The organism is Methanomassiliicoccus sp., from assembly GCA_033485155.1.
GTDB lineage: Archaea > Thermoplasmatota > Thermoplasmata > Methanomassiliicoccales > Methanomassiliicoccaceae > UBA6.
Genome location: JAWQJJ010000002.1, coordinates 423,946 through 438,728, shown reverse-complemented (window position 1 = coordinate 438,728; position 14,783 = coordinate 423,946). Strand labels below are relative to the sequence as shown.

At 52.9% G+C, this 14,783-nt stretch carries 17 protein-coding genes; 9 read left to right on the top strand and 8 right to left on the bottom strand.

From position 1 onward, the window contains the following. Positions 1 to 94: 94 nt before the first annotated feature. The 7 genes from SA339_05175 to SA339_05145 all read right to left on the bottom strand — a co-directional run bounded on the left by SA339_05175 (position 95) and on the right by SA339_05145 (position 5,793). Positions 95 to 412, bottom strand: a complete 318-nt coding sequence (locus SA339_05175; GenBank protein MDW5562601.1) for a GIY-YIG nuclease family protein — start codon at positions 410 to 412, stop codon at positions 95 to 97. Between the two features lie 97 nt (positions 413 to 509). Further along, positions 510 to 1,439, bottom strand: coding sequence for a methyl-coenzyme M reductase family protein (locus tag SA339_05170; protein MDW5562600.1), 930 nt, complete (start codon positions 1,437 to 1,439; stop codon positions 510 to 512). After that, positions 1,439 to 1,996, bottom strand: coding sequence for a methanogenesis marker 17 protein (locus tag SA339_05165; protein ID MDW5562599.1), 558 nt, complete (start codon positions 1,994 to 1,996; stop codon positions 1,439 to 1,441). The genes SA339_05170 and SA339_05165 overlap by 1 nt, the downstream gene beginning before the upstream one ends. Beyond that, positions 1,996 to 3,228 (bottom strand): methanogenesis marker 15 protein, encoded by a 1,233-nt coding sequence (locus SA339_05160; protein MDW5562598.1) that lies wholly within the window; start codon positions 3,226 to 3,228, stop codon positions 1,996 to 1,998. The genes SA339_05165 and SA339_05160 overlap by 1 nt, the downstream gene beginning before the upstream one ends. Next, the gene (locus tag SA339_05155) at positions 3,225 to 3,659 is read right to left on the bottom strand and encodes a methanogenesis marker 5 protein (GenBank protein MDW5562597.1); all 435 of its coding nucleotides are present in this window, start codon (positions 3,657 to 3,659) and stop codon (positions 3,225 to 3,227) included. Before SA339_05155 ends, SA339_05160 begins: the two co-directional genes overlap by 4 nt. Continuing rightward, on the bottom strand, positions 3,656 to 4,057 hold the full coding sequence (locus SA339_05150) for a methanogenesis marker 6 protein (protein ID MDW5562596.1): 402 nt from the start codon (positions 4,055 to 4,057) through the stop codon (positions 3,656 to 3,658). Before SA339_05150 ends, SA339_05155 begins: the two co-directional genes overlap by 4 nt. After that, the gene (locus SA339_05145; GenBank protein MDW5562595.1) at positions 4,054 to 5,793 is read right to left on the bottom strand and encodes a methanogenesis marker 3 protein; all 1,740 of its coding nucleotides are present in this window, start codon (positions 5,791 to 5,793) and stop codon (positions 4,054 to 4,056) included. The genes SA339_05150 and SA339_05145 overlap by 4 nt, the downstream gene beginning before the upstream one ends. A 465-nt stretch (positions 5,794 to 6,258) precedes the next feature. On the opposite strand from SA339_05145, the gene SA339_05140 reads away from it, so the two are divergent. From SA339_05140 to SA339_05100, 9 genes are all read left to right on the top strand, one after another. Beyond that, positions 6,259 to 6,390: a hypothetical protein gene (locus SA339_05140; GenBank protein ID MDW5562594.1), complete on the top strand. Its 132-nt coding sequence runs from the start codon at positions 6,259 to 6,261 to the stop codon at positions 6,388 to 6,390. After that, complete coding sequence (locus SA339_05135; GenBank protein ID MDW5562593.1) at positions 6,330 to 6,689, top strand: hypothetical protein; 360 nt, start codon at positions 6,330 to 6,332, stop codon at positions 6,687 to 6,689. Before SA339_05140 ends, SA339_05135 begins: the two co-directional genes overlap by 61 nt. A gap of 668 nt (positions 6,690 to 7,357) precedes the next feature. Next, positions 7,358 to 7,996, top strand: coding sequence for a hypothetical protein (locus SA339_05130; GenBank protein MDW5562592.1), 639 nt, complete (start codon positions 7,358 to 7,360; stop codon positions 7,994 to 7,996). Continuing rightward, a complete protein-coding gene (locus tag SA339_05125; GenBank protein ID MDW5562591.1) occupies positions 7,993 to 8,325 on the top strand; it encodes a hypothetical protein in 333 nt (110 codons plus the stop codon). Before SA339_05130 ends, SA339_05125 begins: the two co-directional genes overlap by 4 nt. Then, positions 8,322 to 8,564: a hypothetical protein gene (locus tag SA339_05120; GenBank protein ID MDW5562590.1), complete on the top strand. Its 243-nt coding sequence runs from the start codon at positions 8,322 to 8,324 to the stop codon at positions 8,562 to 8,564. The genes SA339_05125 and SA339_05120 overlap by 4 nt, the downstream gene beginning before the upstream one ends. Continuing rightward, positions 8,564 to 9,373 (top strand): DNA cytosine methyltransferase, encoded by an 810-nt coding sequence (locus SA339_05115; protein MDW5562589.1) that lies wholly within the window; start codon positions 8,564 to 8,566, stop codon positions 9,371 to 9,373. Before SA339_05120 ends, SA339_05115 begins: the two co-directional genes overlap by 1 nt. A 293-nt stretch (positions 9,374 to 9,666) precedes the next feature. Then, positions 9,667 to 10,413, top strand: coding sequence for a recombinase family protein (locus tag SA339_05110; protein MDW5562588.1), 747 nt, complete (start codon positions 9,667 to 9,669; stop codon positions 10,411 to 10,413). A 208-nt stretch (positions 10,414 to 10,621) separates the two neighbouring features. Next, positions 10,622 to 10,813 (top strand): hypothetical protein, encoded by a 192-nt coding sequence (locus SA339_05105; protein ID MDW5562587.1) that lies wholly within the window; start codon positions 10,622 to 10,624, stop codon positions 10,811 to 10,813. A gap of 243 nt (positions 10,814 to 11,056) precedes the next feature. Next, on the top strand, positions 11,057 to 13,426 hold the full coding sequence (locus SA339_05100) for a hypothetical protein (GenBank protein MDW5562586.1): 2,370 nt from the start codon (positions 11,057 to 11,059) through the stop codon (positions 13,424 to 13,426). A gap of 76 nt (positions 13,427 to 13,502) precedes the next feature. Here SA339_05100 and SA339_05095 read toward each other — a convergent pair whose 3' ends face one another. Beyond that, positions 13,503 to 14,642, bottom strand: coding sequence for a hypothetical protein (locus SA339_05095; GenBank protein MDW5562585.1), 1,140 nt, complete (start codon positions 14,640 to 14,642; stop codon positions 13,503 to 13,505). Positions 14,643 to 14,783 lie beyond the last annotated feature (141 nt).

Sequence of the window (14,783 nt, the reverse complement as noted above, 5' to 3'; positions counted from 1 at the left end):
TATTCATCATACTAATATGTTCTGGACCTACCAATCACACAGGCGCAACAATAGGCGTTGACGCACTTCTTCCGCATGCTTTCCATTTCTCCAGTTACGCGGCTGGAACCCATTTCCTCACTGCAGTCACAGCCCTGCGGTCCAGGCGGAATAGGTGGGAGCGGCATCGGCAATCCGAGCTTCCGAATCCCGCGATCGGCTCGGCGGTTCCGGGCAGGGCCCGCAGGCGGAAGGCCAGGGAACACTCAATGTCATCTCCTGATGGGAAAAGTAGCGCTTCCTTATCCTCTGCCATCCCCATCAGATAATCGATGTGCCAACGCTTCTTCCCGGTTCCCTCCAGATGGCGCCCGGTCCTCGCTTCCAGGCCGTTCCGGGCCGATCCCACATAGGCATACCTGCCGGCCTTCAGGGCGAAGACTCCGAGGCGGCCGATGCGGACCGAGCAGGACGAGGGGAGGCGGAAAAGGATTATGTACGCCCCCGGGGTCCTGCCCTGAGGTGCGGCCTCAGGAGGTCTTCCGGCGGTCGTGGTCCTCGACCTCGGACTGGGTCTTGATGCGGATCAGGGTGCTGCCCCCAAGGCGGGAGTCGGAGATGGTGGCGATGTCCCCCAGCCGATGACCGTATACCTGCACGTCGGCTATCTGATCCTTCCATTCCTTGTATGGGATCTTCACCCTCAGGCCGTCCAGGTGGAGCACCACCGGCGCAGGGCGCAGGCTCCGTTGCACCGGCTCCAGCTCAGTTATGCGGTCCTTGACCTCAGCGGGGTGGACGAAAAGGGGGTCCTCCTCCAGCACCCGGCGCTTGTCTTTGACCACCTTCTCGATCGCCACCGACACATCGTCCAGACGGCCGATCTCTTCCTCTCGGCGCATCCGCTCGACCTTGCGACCGACACCGCAGACGATGGCCTCGCAGTTGGGGAGGGACGGGATCTGTGGCCCGCACACCGCCACCACCGGGGTCTGGATGTCCTCGAACAGGTGGATCTTGTGCTCGAGAATGCAGTCCTTGAAGTTGCCGAGCACGAAGACCGCAGCGTCGTACTCCTCGATTATGGCCTTCTCGTCAGCGCTGATCTGCGAAGTACGTCGCCCTTTCCCTCGGGCGAGGCCCATGACCACGGTTATCGCCCCGAGCCTCCGAAGCTGCTCGGCGATGTCGCAGGTGGGGTGGGGCATGTGGTGTCTGCCCAGGGTAGGCGCGACCACGGCCACCTCCGTGCCGGCCAGGGGGACGTTGACGATCTTACCCCCCAGCTCACGGGTCTTGGCCTCGATGGACGGGCGCTCCTCCTCTGGTACGGCCATTGTCACCAGGATCTGTACCTGAATCTGGGTCTTCTGGATGACGAAACCCCCGACGTCCTCCACCAGCTCGTACAGCTCGTTCACGCGGTACACGCCGCCGTCGTACATCAGGACCTCGTACATCAGTCCGCCTCCTTGACCTGCATCTCCTTATGGACCATCTGGGCGACGTTGACCCACTGGGGGCTCATGTCATGCTCCGTGCCGATGATGGTCATCGCCCTGTCGTCCACGATATTGTACCGGACGGTGAAACCTTCTGGGAACAGCCGCCAGACGGCGTCCAGGACCTTGGCCTTCAGCTCCTCCCCTGGATCAAGCTCCATGGCGGAGACCTCCTCCAGTTCCGCCCCCCGAACCAGTATCTCGAACCGGGTCAGCTGTTCTACCCTGTCCCGTCCATATTTCTGCCACAGCTTGTTGAGCAGGGCCGGCGCCCACGCCTCGTCGGTTATGGTGATGGCCGTGCCCCCGGTGTGGGTGTTGAGCTGCGACATGTCAGCTACCTTGATCGCCGAGCGCGCTCGGCCCAGCCGGACCGATATGAGGAAGTATGGCGCCTGTGGATCAGCCACGATCCTGAACGCCAGAACGCTTCGGGTGATCCCGAGGTCCTGCAGGATCTGGCGGAATATCGACTCGAAGTTGTCGTAGGCGAAGCTCTCGTCGGTCAGGGTCATCAAAGCCCCTCGAGGAAGCCCGAAGCCAGCAGGGCCGCCCCGGCCGCTCCGATGAACTGCGAGTTGGCCGGGATGATAGGCGTGGAACCTACCATTTCCCCTACCGCGTGCACCAGGCCGCTGATCAGGCTCGTTCCCCCTACCTGGATGACCGGCTGCCGGACGTCGATCTCCTGCAGCTGCTGCTCGTACACCTGTTCGGCGACAGAGTGACAGGCCGCAGCGGCGACATCCTCGATGGTGTTGCCCGCCGCCAGCGAGGTAACCAGGTCCTGTATGCCGAACACCGAACAGTAGGAGTTCATGTTCACCTTGTGCCAGTTGCCCTTGTCTGCCAGGCCGCCGAGATTCTCGATATCGACCTTGAGGCGCTTGGACACCATCTCCAGGAATCTTCCGGAAGCGCCGGCGCAGATGCCCCCCATGGTAAAATTGTCCGGTATGCCGTCCCTGACAGTGATGGCCTTGTTGTCCATCCCCCCGATGTCGATGATCGTCGCCTCGCCCTTCTGGCGATCGGCGAGCCACACGGCGCCCTTGCTGTTAACAGTCAGTTCCTCTTGGACCAGCTTGGCCCCCAGCTTCTTGCCGATGAGGAACCGGCCGTACCCGGTGACGCCTATGCCTTCCAGCTCGCTCTGCTTGACCCCGGCCTCGGTCAGGGCCTTCTCTAGCACCTCGATTCCAGTCTCCAGCACCGGTCCGGTGGGCATCCAATACTTGCCGATGATCTCATTGTCGCGCAGGATCATCGCCTTGGTGGTCGAGGATCCTGAGTCGATGCCCGCGGTGAGGCCTACCTGCCGCTCTCTGGCCAGCAGTTCCTTCTTCTCCACGATGGTGACCAACGCCTCCATCCTGGTAAGGAGCTGAGCGGCCTTGAGCCGCTCGGTGAACGAATAGGTGACCACGGGGAGCTTGGTGTGCTCCTGAATGTAACGGCGGATCTCGTTTCTCACCAGCGCGCCCTCGGCGCACCGGAAACAGCTGGCGATGAAGACAGCATCCGCGTCGTAGTGGCCGTCGGCCAAAGCCTTGGCGCGTGCGATCATCAGACGGAGCTGGGGTGAAGCGGGCTCGAAACCGAACTCCTCGACCGAGCGGTTGATGTCATCGAACGCCACGTCCGGATAGACCATCTTGCCTCCCACGGTGGTGGCGGCATGCTCGATCTCCGACTGCACGCCCGAATACTCTGTCCCACAGGACAGCTGGGCGATCTTGATGGTCATTTCAATCCCTCCAGGAAGGCCTTTATCTTTGTGACCATGACCTTGGCCTCCTCGTCGTCATGGGGGTAATGGACCTCGAGCGTGGGGATCTTCTTCCGCCGCACCATATATGTCAGCATGAGGTTTGTGCGGTGGCATCCTACGCAGCCGAAGGTGTAGGGCATGTCGTGCATGATGATGGCCGCCTCGGCCTGGTCGACCATCGGCCCCCAGATGGCCAATCGTCCCCGCACCCCCGAGGGGACCTCGATGCCCGCGTACTTCAGCCCCTTCATGATGTCATCCTGGGAGAGGTTGAGCGGAGGCGACTCGACCTCCGGTCTCACCACGTGCTCGCGTAGCTCGCCCATAAGGGAGAGGGGCTGGTGGCCGAACCGTTCGACCAGATCGTACAATATAAGACTGTTTGGCGGGATCATGAAAATCTTCATTTGGTCACCTCGTCTACTATCTCCTTGAGTCTTTTGACCGGCAATTCCTTGGGCTTGGGGGGAAGTTCACATATCTCCCCCCGGTCCGCGGCGCACAACCCGGTGTCGATCATGGAAAGGTCCCTCCACTCCTTCTCGACCTGGTTGAACCCGGGACGGGAGCCATGGTGCGCGCGGCATCGCCGCTCATCGCCGATGGGGAAGGCCCTTACCTTGGAGAATATACGGTTTGGATCTAGCTTCCTCACTTCGGCCAGCGCCTTGCGGACGACGTCCTTGGAGCCTTCGATGTTGGCGCCGTAACAGGTCTCTTTGATATTGAGGTTGAGGCCCAGGGAGTGGATGAACCGAGCTATCTGGTCCGGTGTCAACTCCGAGCTGGGCGCGATTACGATCATTCTTGTTTCGGTCTCTTCGCTCGTGGCCTTCCCCCCTTCTTTCCTTCCTCCTTACCTGAGGCTTTCCGCTCCCCTGTCTCCCCGGACGCTCCCTGGAACGGGCCGGCGGGAGGCGTGTGCTCCATGAATTCGGCCTGACGGGCGATCTCCGATATTTCGTCCAGGGTGATCTCCTGCTTCATCGGGGCCTCGGCCGCCTGAGGCGCGAAGACCTCACCTGGCCGACGTTCGCGGAGGTAAACGATGTCCCCGTCCTTGATGTCCCGCATGAGGACTCCGAGGTCTGATAGCACCGTGCCCACTACATTCGTCCCGTAGCGCTCCTCCCCCGTCGGCCCGAACTCCGGACTGCCATCGAGACGTATTCCGATCGTTCCCCGATTTGGCCTCGACATATTGGTTATGCCGACCTGACCCCTCGGGGACGCGTCTTCGAAGGGGTTCTCCGGCAGGAGGACAGAGGCTTCCTTTGCGTTGCCTACGAAGGTGATCGTGGGCATCTCGGAGTAGGTGAAGAAGACTTTCAGGGTACCGATAGGTTTGTGGTCCAGCCCGGTCATCTTGCGGAAATAGTGCGAGCTCCTGGATGCCTTCTCGTCGTCCAGTTCCCAGACCGAGACCTTCTCCGGCAGCACACCGAAGGTCTCGACCTCCGAACCGTCCTTGATCTCCATCGTCAGCTCTGGCTCCTGTTCACCTACCAGGGCAGTGTCGTCCACCAACCCGGTCCGCTTCTGCCTCAGCCCTCTGGCCTCGAGGAAGGCCTGGGCGTTCCTCTGGGTCATCCCGATGGTCATGATCCTCGATGGGTTGGATAGGATAGTGATGAAGGAGTCCAGGGGGGCGAGGCGGACCAACTCATGACCGGCGACTATCTTGCCGACAAGGTTGTGGGCCGGTGATTGCTGACGGCGCCTGCGGTAGAAGTAGATACGGCCAGTGAAGGAACCCTCATGCCGAACGGTAACGTCCCCATCCTCCCGGACCGCGACATGCTCCGGTATTAGGGTCACGTCCATGCGCTTGGAGTTGCCCGAGTAGGTCGAGGTCCGATCGGTGATGTCCAATCGCCCGCTCCCGGTGACCACAAGGAACTGTTCGCAGCTTATGGGAGAACGACGATCGAGGTCAACCTGGACATAGGTCTCCACCGACATTCCTTCCTCCAGACGAAGGTCCATGTCCTTGGTGGGAAATGCATCTTTATCCGAGAGCTCCAACACGACCGGGCGTATCTCGACGATCCTCTCGCCCTCTTCGATCACCCCCAGCAGGTGTCGGCCTCGGGTGATGCGGCCGATCCTGCCTTCCGCCACACCATAGGCGCCATCGTGATCGATCTTGGCGATCATCATATATGTGGAGCGGTTGTCAAACCCGCCCAGGGAGAAGTAGCAGTCGTATTTCGAATAGTGGTACCGCCCTCTGTCGACTTCCAGCGTCGATGGGAAAGAGCCGACCGCCAGCACTTTGTTGCTCTGCCACCTAACGGAGCTCCCGACCATCTGGGGGACTAGGTTCCTCCATGTTTCAGCGAACGACGAACCGTTGAGTCGTAGGAACAGCGAGCCCTTGGCGGTGACCAGCTCGAACTCGTTGGTCTCCTTCTGGATGGAACTGGTCGAGCGGGTGACCGCAACCGTCGCTCCTGGTTCGTAGGGCTCTCCGACGATGACCTCCCCCAGCCGCGCGTTCTCGCTGACCTGCTTTTCCTTTCCGTTTACCTTCAGAAGCATCTGGTCCCATTGATAAAGTGAATGGGGGTAGATATCCTTATCCCCCAAAGTTTACTGGCTGTTCAGGAAAGGTACAATAATCATATAGATAAGGTCACGGCGCGGGCCATCGCCGATGACCTCGCCGCCCTCCTTTCGACGGAATGTCCTCTCTGCGGAATACCTCACAATGGAGCCTGCCGGAACCCTCTCTATCCTCTTCGTCGGGGGGTGGGCCTCTGAGCGGGGAACTGATCTTCAACGATTGTTGTGATTTCTGCCAACTCGTCGACGGGAACGGCAAGGAGATCAACGCCTGTTCCACAATGACGGAGCGTTGTAAGGGGGATAGCTGCGACAACTGCGCCCGTTGTAAGAGCTTCGTTCCGGTCTCAGGCTTCGTCAACGCCGATAGGCTAGCTGCCACAAGGTCAAGGGTCGGAAACCGGCCTAGGGGCGCCAGGAAGCGGGTTCAGGGGGTTCTAAATGTCTAGCGTTGCCCCTGAGCTGAGAAAGGGCTCGATCATCGCCCGGCTGCTCTTCCTTTTCGCCATGCTGTGGTTCGCGGAGTTCGTCGCGCTGCTCCTGATCCTGTCCTCTCTGGGGGTGAACCTCTGACCGTCATAGATGGAGACTGGGAAGAGGACCATTACATCAGGGACCGCTACAACGCGGGAGTTGACCCCGGAACCATTGCTGAAGAACTGGGTAACGGCAGAAGGATAACCGACGTCACCAGGCGCTTGAAGGTCCTGGAGCGCGATGGTGAGGTCAGGAGGCGAAAGGGCAACGTGTTCACCTATGGCTATCGTTGCCTCCTGCCCCATGACCAACGGTTCTGTTTCGTTCTGAAGCCGGGCAAGAACGTTCACAAGTGCGTCGAATGCGAGATTCGCGGCACTAGCTACAGGGGGTAAGGCATGGTTTTTAAGTCAACTTTTAGGTGGACAAACTGCCTAGTCGGTCAACCCCTAGTCAACCCCCCGAGTCAACCCCTCTTTTCTGCTTGCTGGAAGAATTCGAGTCAACCCCCTGAGTCAACCCCCCCGGTTGACTCGGTTGACGGAGGGGGTGCTATCCCATGCAAAAAGTAGACCCCTCACCCACCCGCCGAAGCATCTATCACTATGCCGTCGACGGCCTAACTCCTAACTCCGGAATGTGCCCGACCAGCATCGTTAAAGCGCTATCCGAGAAGGGCATCAAGATAAGCAAGCAAGGGGTCGATAAACACCTTCGGGCCTTGGAGTCGGAGCGCTTTATCGCCCGGATCAAGGGAACACGTAACCCAGTTCTCTATACTCGGGGGGAGCGGGCGAGTATACTGGATGAACTATTATCATCCGCGAGTCAACCCCCGAGTCAACCCCTTTGCGATGGGGGTCGGAATGAACAAAATTGTTGTCAACCGGATAAAAACCCCTCCGGAGCCGTCATCATAACCGGCGAGACTCACATTGACGGACGGTTCATTTATCCGGTTCTGCGACAAGGCGATCTAGAGCACCCCCTTAAGATTAGGACCGAGGAAGGGGAGACCGTCCTGCCCGTCTTTGAGCGGACCCCTAAGCACCTGGAGAACGGAGTGACCTTCTACATGGGCCGTATCTCCCTGGAGGACGGGGATGTTAAGCTTCAGTTCTGGGACTACCCCAACGGCCAGGCTATGCACGTCTGGCCGTCCCCGGTGGAGATGCTGCCGGGTCGGGCGATGGAGTCTAGGCAGGACCTAGCGGATAGGGCTCAGAGGGCCGTCAACATCCTCTCCAAGTTCGGAGGCTGGCAATTCGGGGAGCCCAAGTTTGTAGGGGAGTTCCATCACGCTACTAACGACTCCGCGATCATGGGGAACTTCCCGGTTGGCTTTGTTCCTGCAAAGGAAACCGGATACTGGCGGGATTCGACCCCTGGCCCCGATGCCCTTGAAACTAAGGACGCCGCCCGGGCGGACGCCGTTACAAACTTCTACGGAGTGACCAAGGAGCTTCGGGCCAGCATGGCCAGTATCCGTCACGACATGGCATCGGAGAAGGCCAACGTCGAGGGATGGATGCTGGAGAACTATCGACTACTGGCAGAGTTCGGGGAGCTTCAGCACAGGGTGTTGGAGTTCGCCAACCTGGAACTTCAAAGGGAGGCCATGACCGCGATGGCCCGCCAGGGTGCTACGGCCCAGGCAGATCAACAACCAGCGGTGGACAATTCTGGAGGCATGTATCAATGAGCATTGCTGATGATCAGTTCAAGAAACTCTTAGGTATGGTTGAGGAAGGAAAGAAGGCCCCAAGGGAGCGCACCGAGGCCGAGGAGGATCAGATGGCCCTTCAGCTCTTTATCTTGGAGCATGAAGGGGAAGAGTCATTGAAGGAATATTTGGCCAACCCGACCAGGAGAACCCTGAAGGTTTTCGAGCTCCCCCCTCATCAGCGGGAGATAATTGAGCGGGCGAGGCTCGATCAAAAAGACTTTCCCAAGCCAGTATTAGGGACCATCTACGCCCCTAGGCCAGCGCAAGGGGCACAGGACGAATGCCAGGGGAGGTGTTCGATTTGAGGTTTTCTAAGCTGGCCAGTGTCATTGAGGCTGCTGGGATTCATCAGGTCCGGATCAGGAAGCGGAACTGTGCTTACTGCCATGACTTGTCCAGGAAGTACCACTGTTCCCGCTACAATGGACTCTGGGACCGATACACTAAGCGCCGGTTCGCTGGTCGGGAGGAAACAAAGGTTCCCTGCCCAGACTTCATGGCGAGGCCGGACGGCCAGATGTTCGATCCTGCGGGGGATGACTGATGGCCGCTCTTACCGTGGGTTCTCTCTTCAGCGGAATAGGGGGAATAGACCTTGGGCTGGAAAGGGCGGGTATGAAAGTTAGCTGGCAATGCGAGCATGACCCGAAATCAAAGAAACCGTTTGGAGAACAGTTCAACCAGAGGATTCTAGGACAGCACTGGCAAGGAGTGGAGCTATATGGCGACGTGTGCGAGATCGATACAGACGACCTTGAGCGAGTGGACATCATCGCTGGGGGTTTCCCCTGCCAGGACATATCCCAGGCTGGAAAAGGTGTCGGCATTTCCGGACCGCGCTCTAGCCTCTTTTTCGAGGCCATGCGAATTGTTCGGGACCTACGACCTCGGTTCGTGCTCCTGGAGAATGTTCCTGCCCTCCGGTACCGTGGACTTGGACATGTGTTGCAAGAGCTGGCCTTCTGCGGGTATGATGCGGAATGGGACATTGTATCAGCGGCCAGTGTTGGCGCGCTCCATCGCCGCGACCGGATGCTTATCGTGGCCTACCCCCACGGTGGCGGACACCTTCACGGCGAACCTCAGGAGCAGCCAGCAGAAGTTTGGCTCCAATCATTCGGTGAACCTGTCCCAGGCGGTCAGGATGTATCAGTGTTCTCCTATCGGCCGTCCGATTCCCATTCCTATCCCAAGTGGGCTGACCTCTGGGGAGCTGAACCCGGAGTTTGCCAGGTGGCTGATGGGGTTCCCGCCAGGGTGGACCAGCTTAGGGCGCTAGGTAACGCTGTGGTTCCGCAAGTGGCCGAGTTCGTCGGCAGCTTAATCGTAGAGGCCGAACGGAGGGTGGCCTAAGATGATGCATGAAACTCGGATGCTCTCCTATGGCCCCATTCCAGAAGATCTGATGCGGGAATATTGTAGGCTAATCGACGTCCCGATCCCTCGCCCGTATGTCATCGAAAAGAGGCTCTTAGAGGTAGAAGACAGAATGCGCGAGCTGAGGACGGCCGAGTTTACTTCAAGGAGGCTGGTCCAGTGAGCTATTTATCATCTGTCGAAACAAGGCATTTTCTTAAGAAGACTGTCTGGCTTTTCGACCTCTTTTTCATCCTTCCAATCCGCATGTTTGTAGGGAGGTTCCTCCGTTGAAGGCTGCAATTTACGCTAGGGTCTCGACCGACGACAAGGACCAGAACCCGGAGACCCAGCTCCGCATCCTTCGTAAGCTTGCAGAGTCTAGGGGCATGACCATCTTCCGTGAGTATGTTGATGAGGGATGGTCCGGTGCTGATAAGGGACGGCCCGGCATGATAGCTCTAAGGAGAGATGCCAAAGCGCACAGGTTCGACGTTCTCATGGCTCAGAGCGATGATCGACTATGGCGTGATACGGTTCCTTCCATCGAGTTCGTGAATGAACTCCTGGGAATGAAACCTCCGATCGGTATCGTGTTCGCCAATCAGTCCTTCGACCTGGAAGACCCGACCGGGATGACTCAATATGAGCTGTCAGCGGTGTTCTCATCGTGGTTTCGGCGACAGAATTCCAAAAAGGTCAAACAGGGCCTAGCTAGGGTGAGGGCCGAAGGGAAAACCCTCGGTCGACCGAGGGTTAACCTCGATATCGAGACGGTTATCCTCGTTCTCGAGGCAGGCGGGGTGAAATCTCGGCTCGCCGGAGATCTCCGTGTTTCGCAAGGTACAATCAACAAGTACCTACACGATGCCGGGCGGGACGATCTCGTAGGTAAGGACTACAAGAGGGCGCCCATTCTCTCAAAACGACCTGCAAAAAACCTACCCCTCGAAAACGAGGAGGAGTATATAAAGAACGAGCAAAAAGAAGAACCTGCACAAAACACCTGTTTTATGCAGGCGAGGGAGGGGCAATGAGCAAAGCTCCCCTTTCAAATCTCCTGAATGATCGCACCGGCTGGAGGTCTACATACATATTAGTTAACCTTCGGCCTCTTGCGGTCTTTGCCTCCTTGGTATCCCTCCCCCTCTTTCTAGCTATATCCTACATTCGGAGGTCTCGAAAATCACTGGTTAAACAGACTGAATGTTTCTTAGTACCCCCACTTAAACCTGGGGGTCAATCATGATCTCCAATCAAAAGGCAAAGGGCGACGTGGTAGTATTACAAATCCGTATCTCCCCCAAACAGGCTGAAAGGTTGGAGAAGATATACCGTATCTTTGGAGTGCCCAAGAGTGATGTCGCTGAAATCGCCTTAGAGGAATATTTTTCGAGAACCCAGACATACAACCTAAAGAAACTGCGGGAAAGATGATGATTAGATTCTTGTAGACTATATATGGACATATTTATGGGACAAAGGATAGGGAAATCATATGAGGGATAATATCGATATCTAGGGCATGTACCCTATGTACTGATTGATGGTTGCTATTTTCCTTGAATCGACAACATGGCTTTAAATTGGGCAGTATCGCCTTCTTCATGTACTTTTTGGGCGATGATTTTATTTGAATGGATGCTCTCATCAAAATGCTCAACCTAACGGAGAGCCGATATGATTATTGGTTTGATATGCGGCGGCCCGTCTAAAGAACGTGGTGTCTCCCTTAATTCTGCATGCTCGATAATGGATCATCTGCCTTCATTGGGATGGGGTGTTATCCCCTTCTATTGCGATACAGAGTGCAATTTTTATCAAATATCCGTCGCACAGTTATATTCGAATACTCCAGAGGATTACGATTTCAAACTCGAAAGCATAGGAAAGCCGCTGTCGCATGAAGAATTTATAAGAACGTTGAAGAAGCATAATGTCGATATCGTTTTTCCGACAATTCATGGGGCGTTCGGTGAAGATGGTACACTTCAAGAGCTTCTCGAAGTGAACGGGATACCATTTGTTGGTTCCTCATCGCAAGCCTGCCGCCTTATGTTCAACAAGCTCACTGCTAATGAGCATATGCAAAGACTCCACTATCCAACACTTCCAAATTGTCAGTTCAGCATAACTGATCCACCTAGTTCACTCATAGAAAAGATAACAAATTTTATCAAATATTATCCTGGAGACAAATATGTTGTAAAGCCCGCCGAAGGCGGATCTAGCATAGGTGTGAAGTCGGTCCTGACCATCAATGAGGCGGTAGAACATTTACAATATATATTCTCGAATAGACTTGGCAAAGATGCTATGATTGAACCTTACTGCCAAGGCCGCGAGTTTACAATTGTAGTCTTAGAAAATAATCAGGGCGAACCAGCCTCTTTGATTCCGATGGAGAGTCGGCTCATAGGCCATGATATATTGACATATAGAGATAAATATATGTTATCCAGGAATGTTGAAAACGATTGCCCAGCAAAGATGAACGATGTAGAAATAGGCAATATTCAGAGGACCGCTGAAAGACTCTTCAGAGAGTTCGACATGAGCGATTTTGCTTGTTTTGATGGATGGCTCATGCCTGATGGTAGAATCATCATCTTCGATATCAATCCAATAACTGGATTGGAGCAGTGTAGTAATTTATTCGTTCAAGGTAGTCGCATTGGGTTTACGCATAGAGATATGTTACAATACATTGTTGAGCATGCTGCAAAACGTTACGGATTGAACTGCTCTACAAATCCACGTATTAAAAATACTAATGCAAAGGAAATATATGTCCTTCTGGGCGGTAATACATCCGAGCGCCAGGTATCGGTCATGTCGGGAATCAATGTTTGGTTAAAGCTCATGCATTCGCATGACTACATTCCAACACCCTTTCTCCTTGCCCCCAACGGTGACATTTGGCAACTACCATACATCTTTGCGTTGAGCTATACAGTTGAAGAAATCCAAGAGGATTGTTCCAATGCAGAGGACATTGTTTCAAGAATCGAAATCCTTTCAAAGCCCGTGTGCAGACACCTTGGCATTCAACAACTAGGACATAAAGAACTGATGATGCCTCATAGAATGAACCTTGAATCATTTTGTAAAAAAGCTGCAAACGAAAATGCATTCGTATTTATTGCCCTCCACGGTGGCGAAGGTGAGAACGGCGGCCTTCAAGCTATATTTAATACATATGGTATAGCCTTTAATGGTTCGGATGTATGCGCTTCACACCTTTGTATGGATAAATATCGGACTGGTGAGGTGATATCCAACTTAAATGATGACATTTTAATATCGGCATCGAAGGTTATCATAAACCCTGAACATCACACATCTGTGGGGAGTGTTTGGAAAAAGGCAGTTGAAAAATTAAATACTGCCAATATATTGGTAAAGCCAAGATGTGATGGGAGCTCGACGGGAGTTGTGCATTTCAATTCTGAAACCGACTTACAATTATATTTACAGGCAATCGAAAAAGGGCAATCCACCTTAGCCTCAGGAACGTTCTCTCAACAGCCACTCGCAATAGAGATGCCTATGTGCAAAGATGATCTTATCCTAGAACCATTTATTATGACGGATAAAATCTCCATTTCTGGGTTCGATTTAACGCATGTGCCCATTACAGGTTGGATAGAGCTGACTGTCGGCATTTCGGAAGATAACGATGAATATCACTCTCTCACTCCAAGTATCACTGTAGTTGAGAAGGGGGATGTATTGTCATTGGATGAAAAATTTTTGGGTGGAACAGGGGTAAATCTCACTCCCCCTCCAGAGAGCATTATAACGTCAAGTCAAATAACCATAATAAAGAAGAATATTGAAAAGGTAGGCAGAGCTCTAGGGATACAAGGTTATGGGAGAATAGATATTTTTTTCAACAGGATAACTGGCCAGATTATGGTAATCGAAGCGAATACCCTTCCAGGCCTTACTCAAGCCTCTGTGATATTTCATCAAGCCTTCGTTGAATCTCCACCTCAAAATCCTGAGACATTCTTATCCAGCATTATTTCAGCCGGAATTAAGCGTTGAATGATTATGATTTGCAATACATAATTACGTTCTATGTTTCTTTATATTAAGATTCATCATAACATAATACTAAACCTTAGTGAGTTTTGACTTTTCTAATAGGATTTACCATCAATATCACCTCATATGGCTGTAGGACCCCTTCATTCGATGCGATATCAAAATAGATACTATATTCAGTACTTTGTTCAACACGAGGGGTTGTTAGATGGATTTTAAAACGTTCTTCTTCCATATAACGCAGACTCGTTATGACTGGAGGTCGTCGTTCAGATGGGTCAGGAATATAAATATAGTGCCAGCATATCTTCTCTCTCGATTTATCATTTACCCTCCTTTCATGTAATTTAAATCTACGATATCTTGGCCTGCCTCTTATCCATCGAATAGGTTTTTTTAATATGCTTTCATTCAATGGCTTAATATGTTGAGCCCCTACTGGCTTTGTTTCCTGATCTTCCTGCAATGACTTTTTCTTAAGAGACCAAGGCCTTATAGACCACCTAAGTATTTTTTTAATAATATTCGGTTTTGAATTTCCTTGTCTATTAAAGTGTGGATTGATGCATTGAGGGTTTTTTTCAAAAGGATTTAGGAATTTTTTAAATTTATCACTATTTATTTTTAGAAGAACATATTTGCAAAAAGCCATCTTAAATTCATAATAGTCCTGTAAGAAGTTTATTGATTGCGGAGATAACATCTGTTTATAGAGAAAATCACCTTTATCGAAATGATTAAAAACTACATTATTGGTTGCATTATGGCGCTGGGTGCTTAGCTTCTGAATATTTTCACTGCAATACACCATTATCGATATATCTGTTAATGCCGTTCTTTTTTCAAGTAAGCAAAGGACCCATAATGATCGCTTACCTACATTCCTAATGGCAAATGTTAGATCAATTTCCTTATCTGAAGGAGCATAAATTGTATCCGTATCCTCGTCATAGTTGATTCCATTTGATGAATCAGTGTTTTCTATGTCGGGCGTAGGGCAGGTAATTTTAAAATTAGATGGATTGCCAGTCGACTTCGTACTTGGTGGATTACAATGACAATCATCTTCTGTACTTTTTTTCTTACTTATCGGTTCCCTATATTTTATCTCAATGGTGGGAATTATCCATTCCCATACAGAGCCATATAAAGATATTCCTCCAATACTGATGGCAATACCAACAATAGCAGTGATGGCATCCATTAGTTCGACCATTGAATATCGAAAATGAAAAGAATAATCAGGTAATTAATAAGTTTTGTAGTTTATCTAATTTGATAAAACGCTTAAGAGTAAAACGTAAATAACAATGTCTCTGTTAGTTGTTAAAAACTAGATTCTATATCGAGAATTGAG

Excerpts from the sequence above, each read along its gene's own strand:
- SA339_05170 (MDW5562600.1), bottom strand. The coding sequence starts at position 1,439 with ATGTACGAGGTCCTGATGTACGACGGCGGCGTGTACCGCGTGAACGAG.
- SA339_05165 (MDW5562599.1), bottom strand. The coding sequence starts at position 1,996 with ATGACCCTGACCGACGAGAGCTTCGCCTACGACAACTTCGAGTCGATA.
- SA339_05160 (MDW5562598.1), bottom strand. The coding sequence starts at position 3,228 with ATGACCATCAAGATCGCCCAGCTGTCCTGTGGGACAGAGTATTCGGGC.
- SA339_05155 (MDW5562597.1), bottom strand. The coding sequence starts at position 3,659 with ATGAAGATTTTCATGATCCCGCCAAACAGTCTTATATTGTACGATCTG.
- SA339_05150 (MDW5562596.1), bottom strand. The coding sequence starts at position 4,057 with ATGATCGTAATCGCGCCCAGCTCGGAGTTGACACCGGACCAGATAGCT.
- SA339_05145 (MDW5562595.1), bottom strand. The coding sequence starts at position 5,793 with ATGCTTCTGAAGGTAAACGGAAAGGAAAAGCAGGTCAGCGAGAACGCG.
- SA339_05140 (MDW5562594.1), top strand. The coding sequence starts at position 6,259 with ATGTCTAGCGTTGCCCCTGAGCTGAGAAAGGGCTCGATCATCGCCCGG.
- SA339_05125 (MDW5562591.1), top strand. The coding sequence starts at position 7,993 with ATGAGCATTGCTGATGATCAGTTCAAGAAACTCTTAGGTATGGTTGAG.
- SA339_05115 (MDW5562589.1), top strand. The coding sequence starts at position 8,564 with ATGGCCGCTCTTACCGTGGGTTCTCTCTTCAGCGGAATAGGGGGAATA.
- SA339_05105 (MDW5562587.1), top strand. The coding sequence starts at position 10,622 with ATGATCTCCAATCAAAAGGCAAAGGGCGACGTGGTAGTATTACAAATC.
- SA339_05100 (MDW5562586.1), top strand. The coding sequence starts at position 11,057 with ATGATTATTGGTTTGATATGCGGCGGCCCGTCTAAAGAACGTGGTGTC.
- SA339_05095 (MDW5562585.1), bottom strand. The coding sequence starts at position 14,642 with ATGGTCGAACTAATGGATGCCATCACTGCTATTGTTGGTATTGCCATC.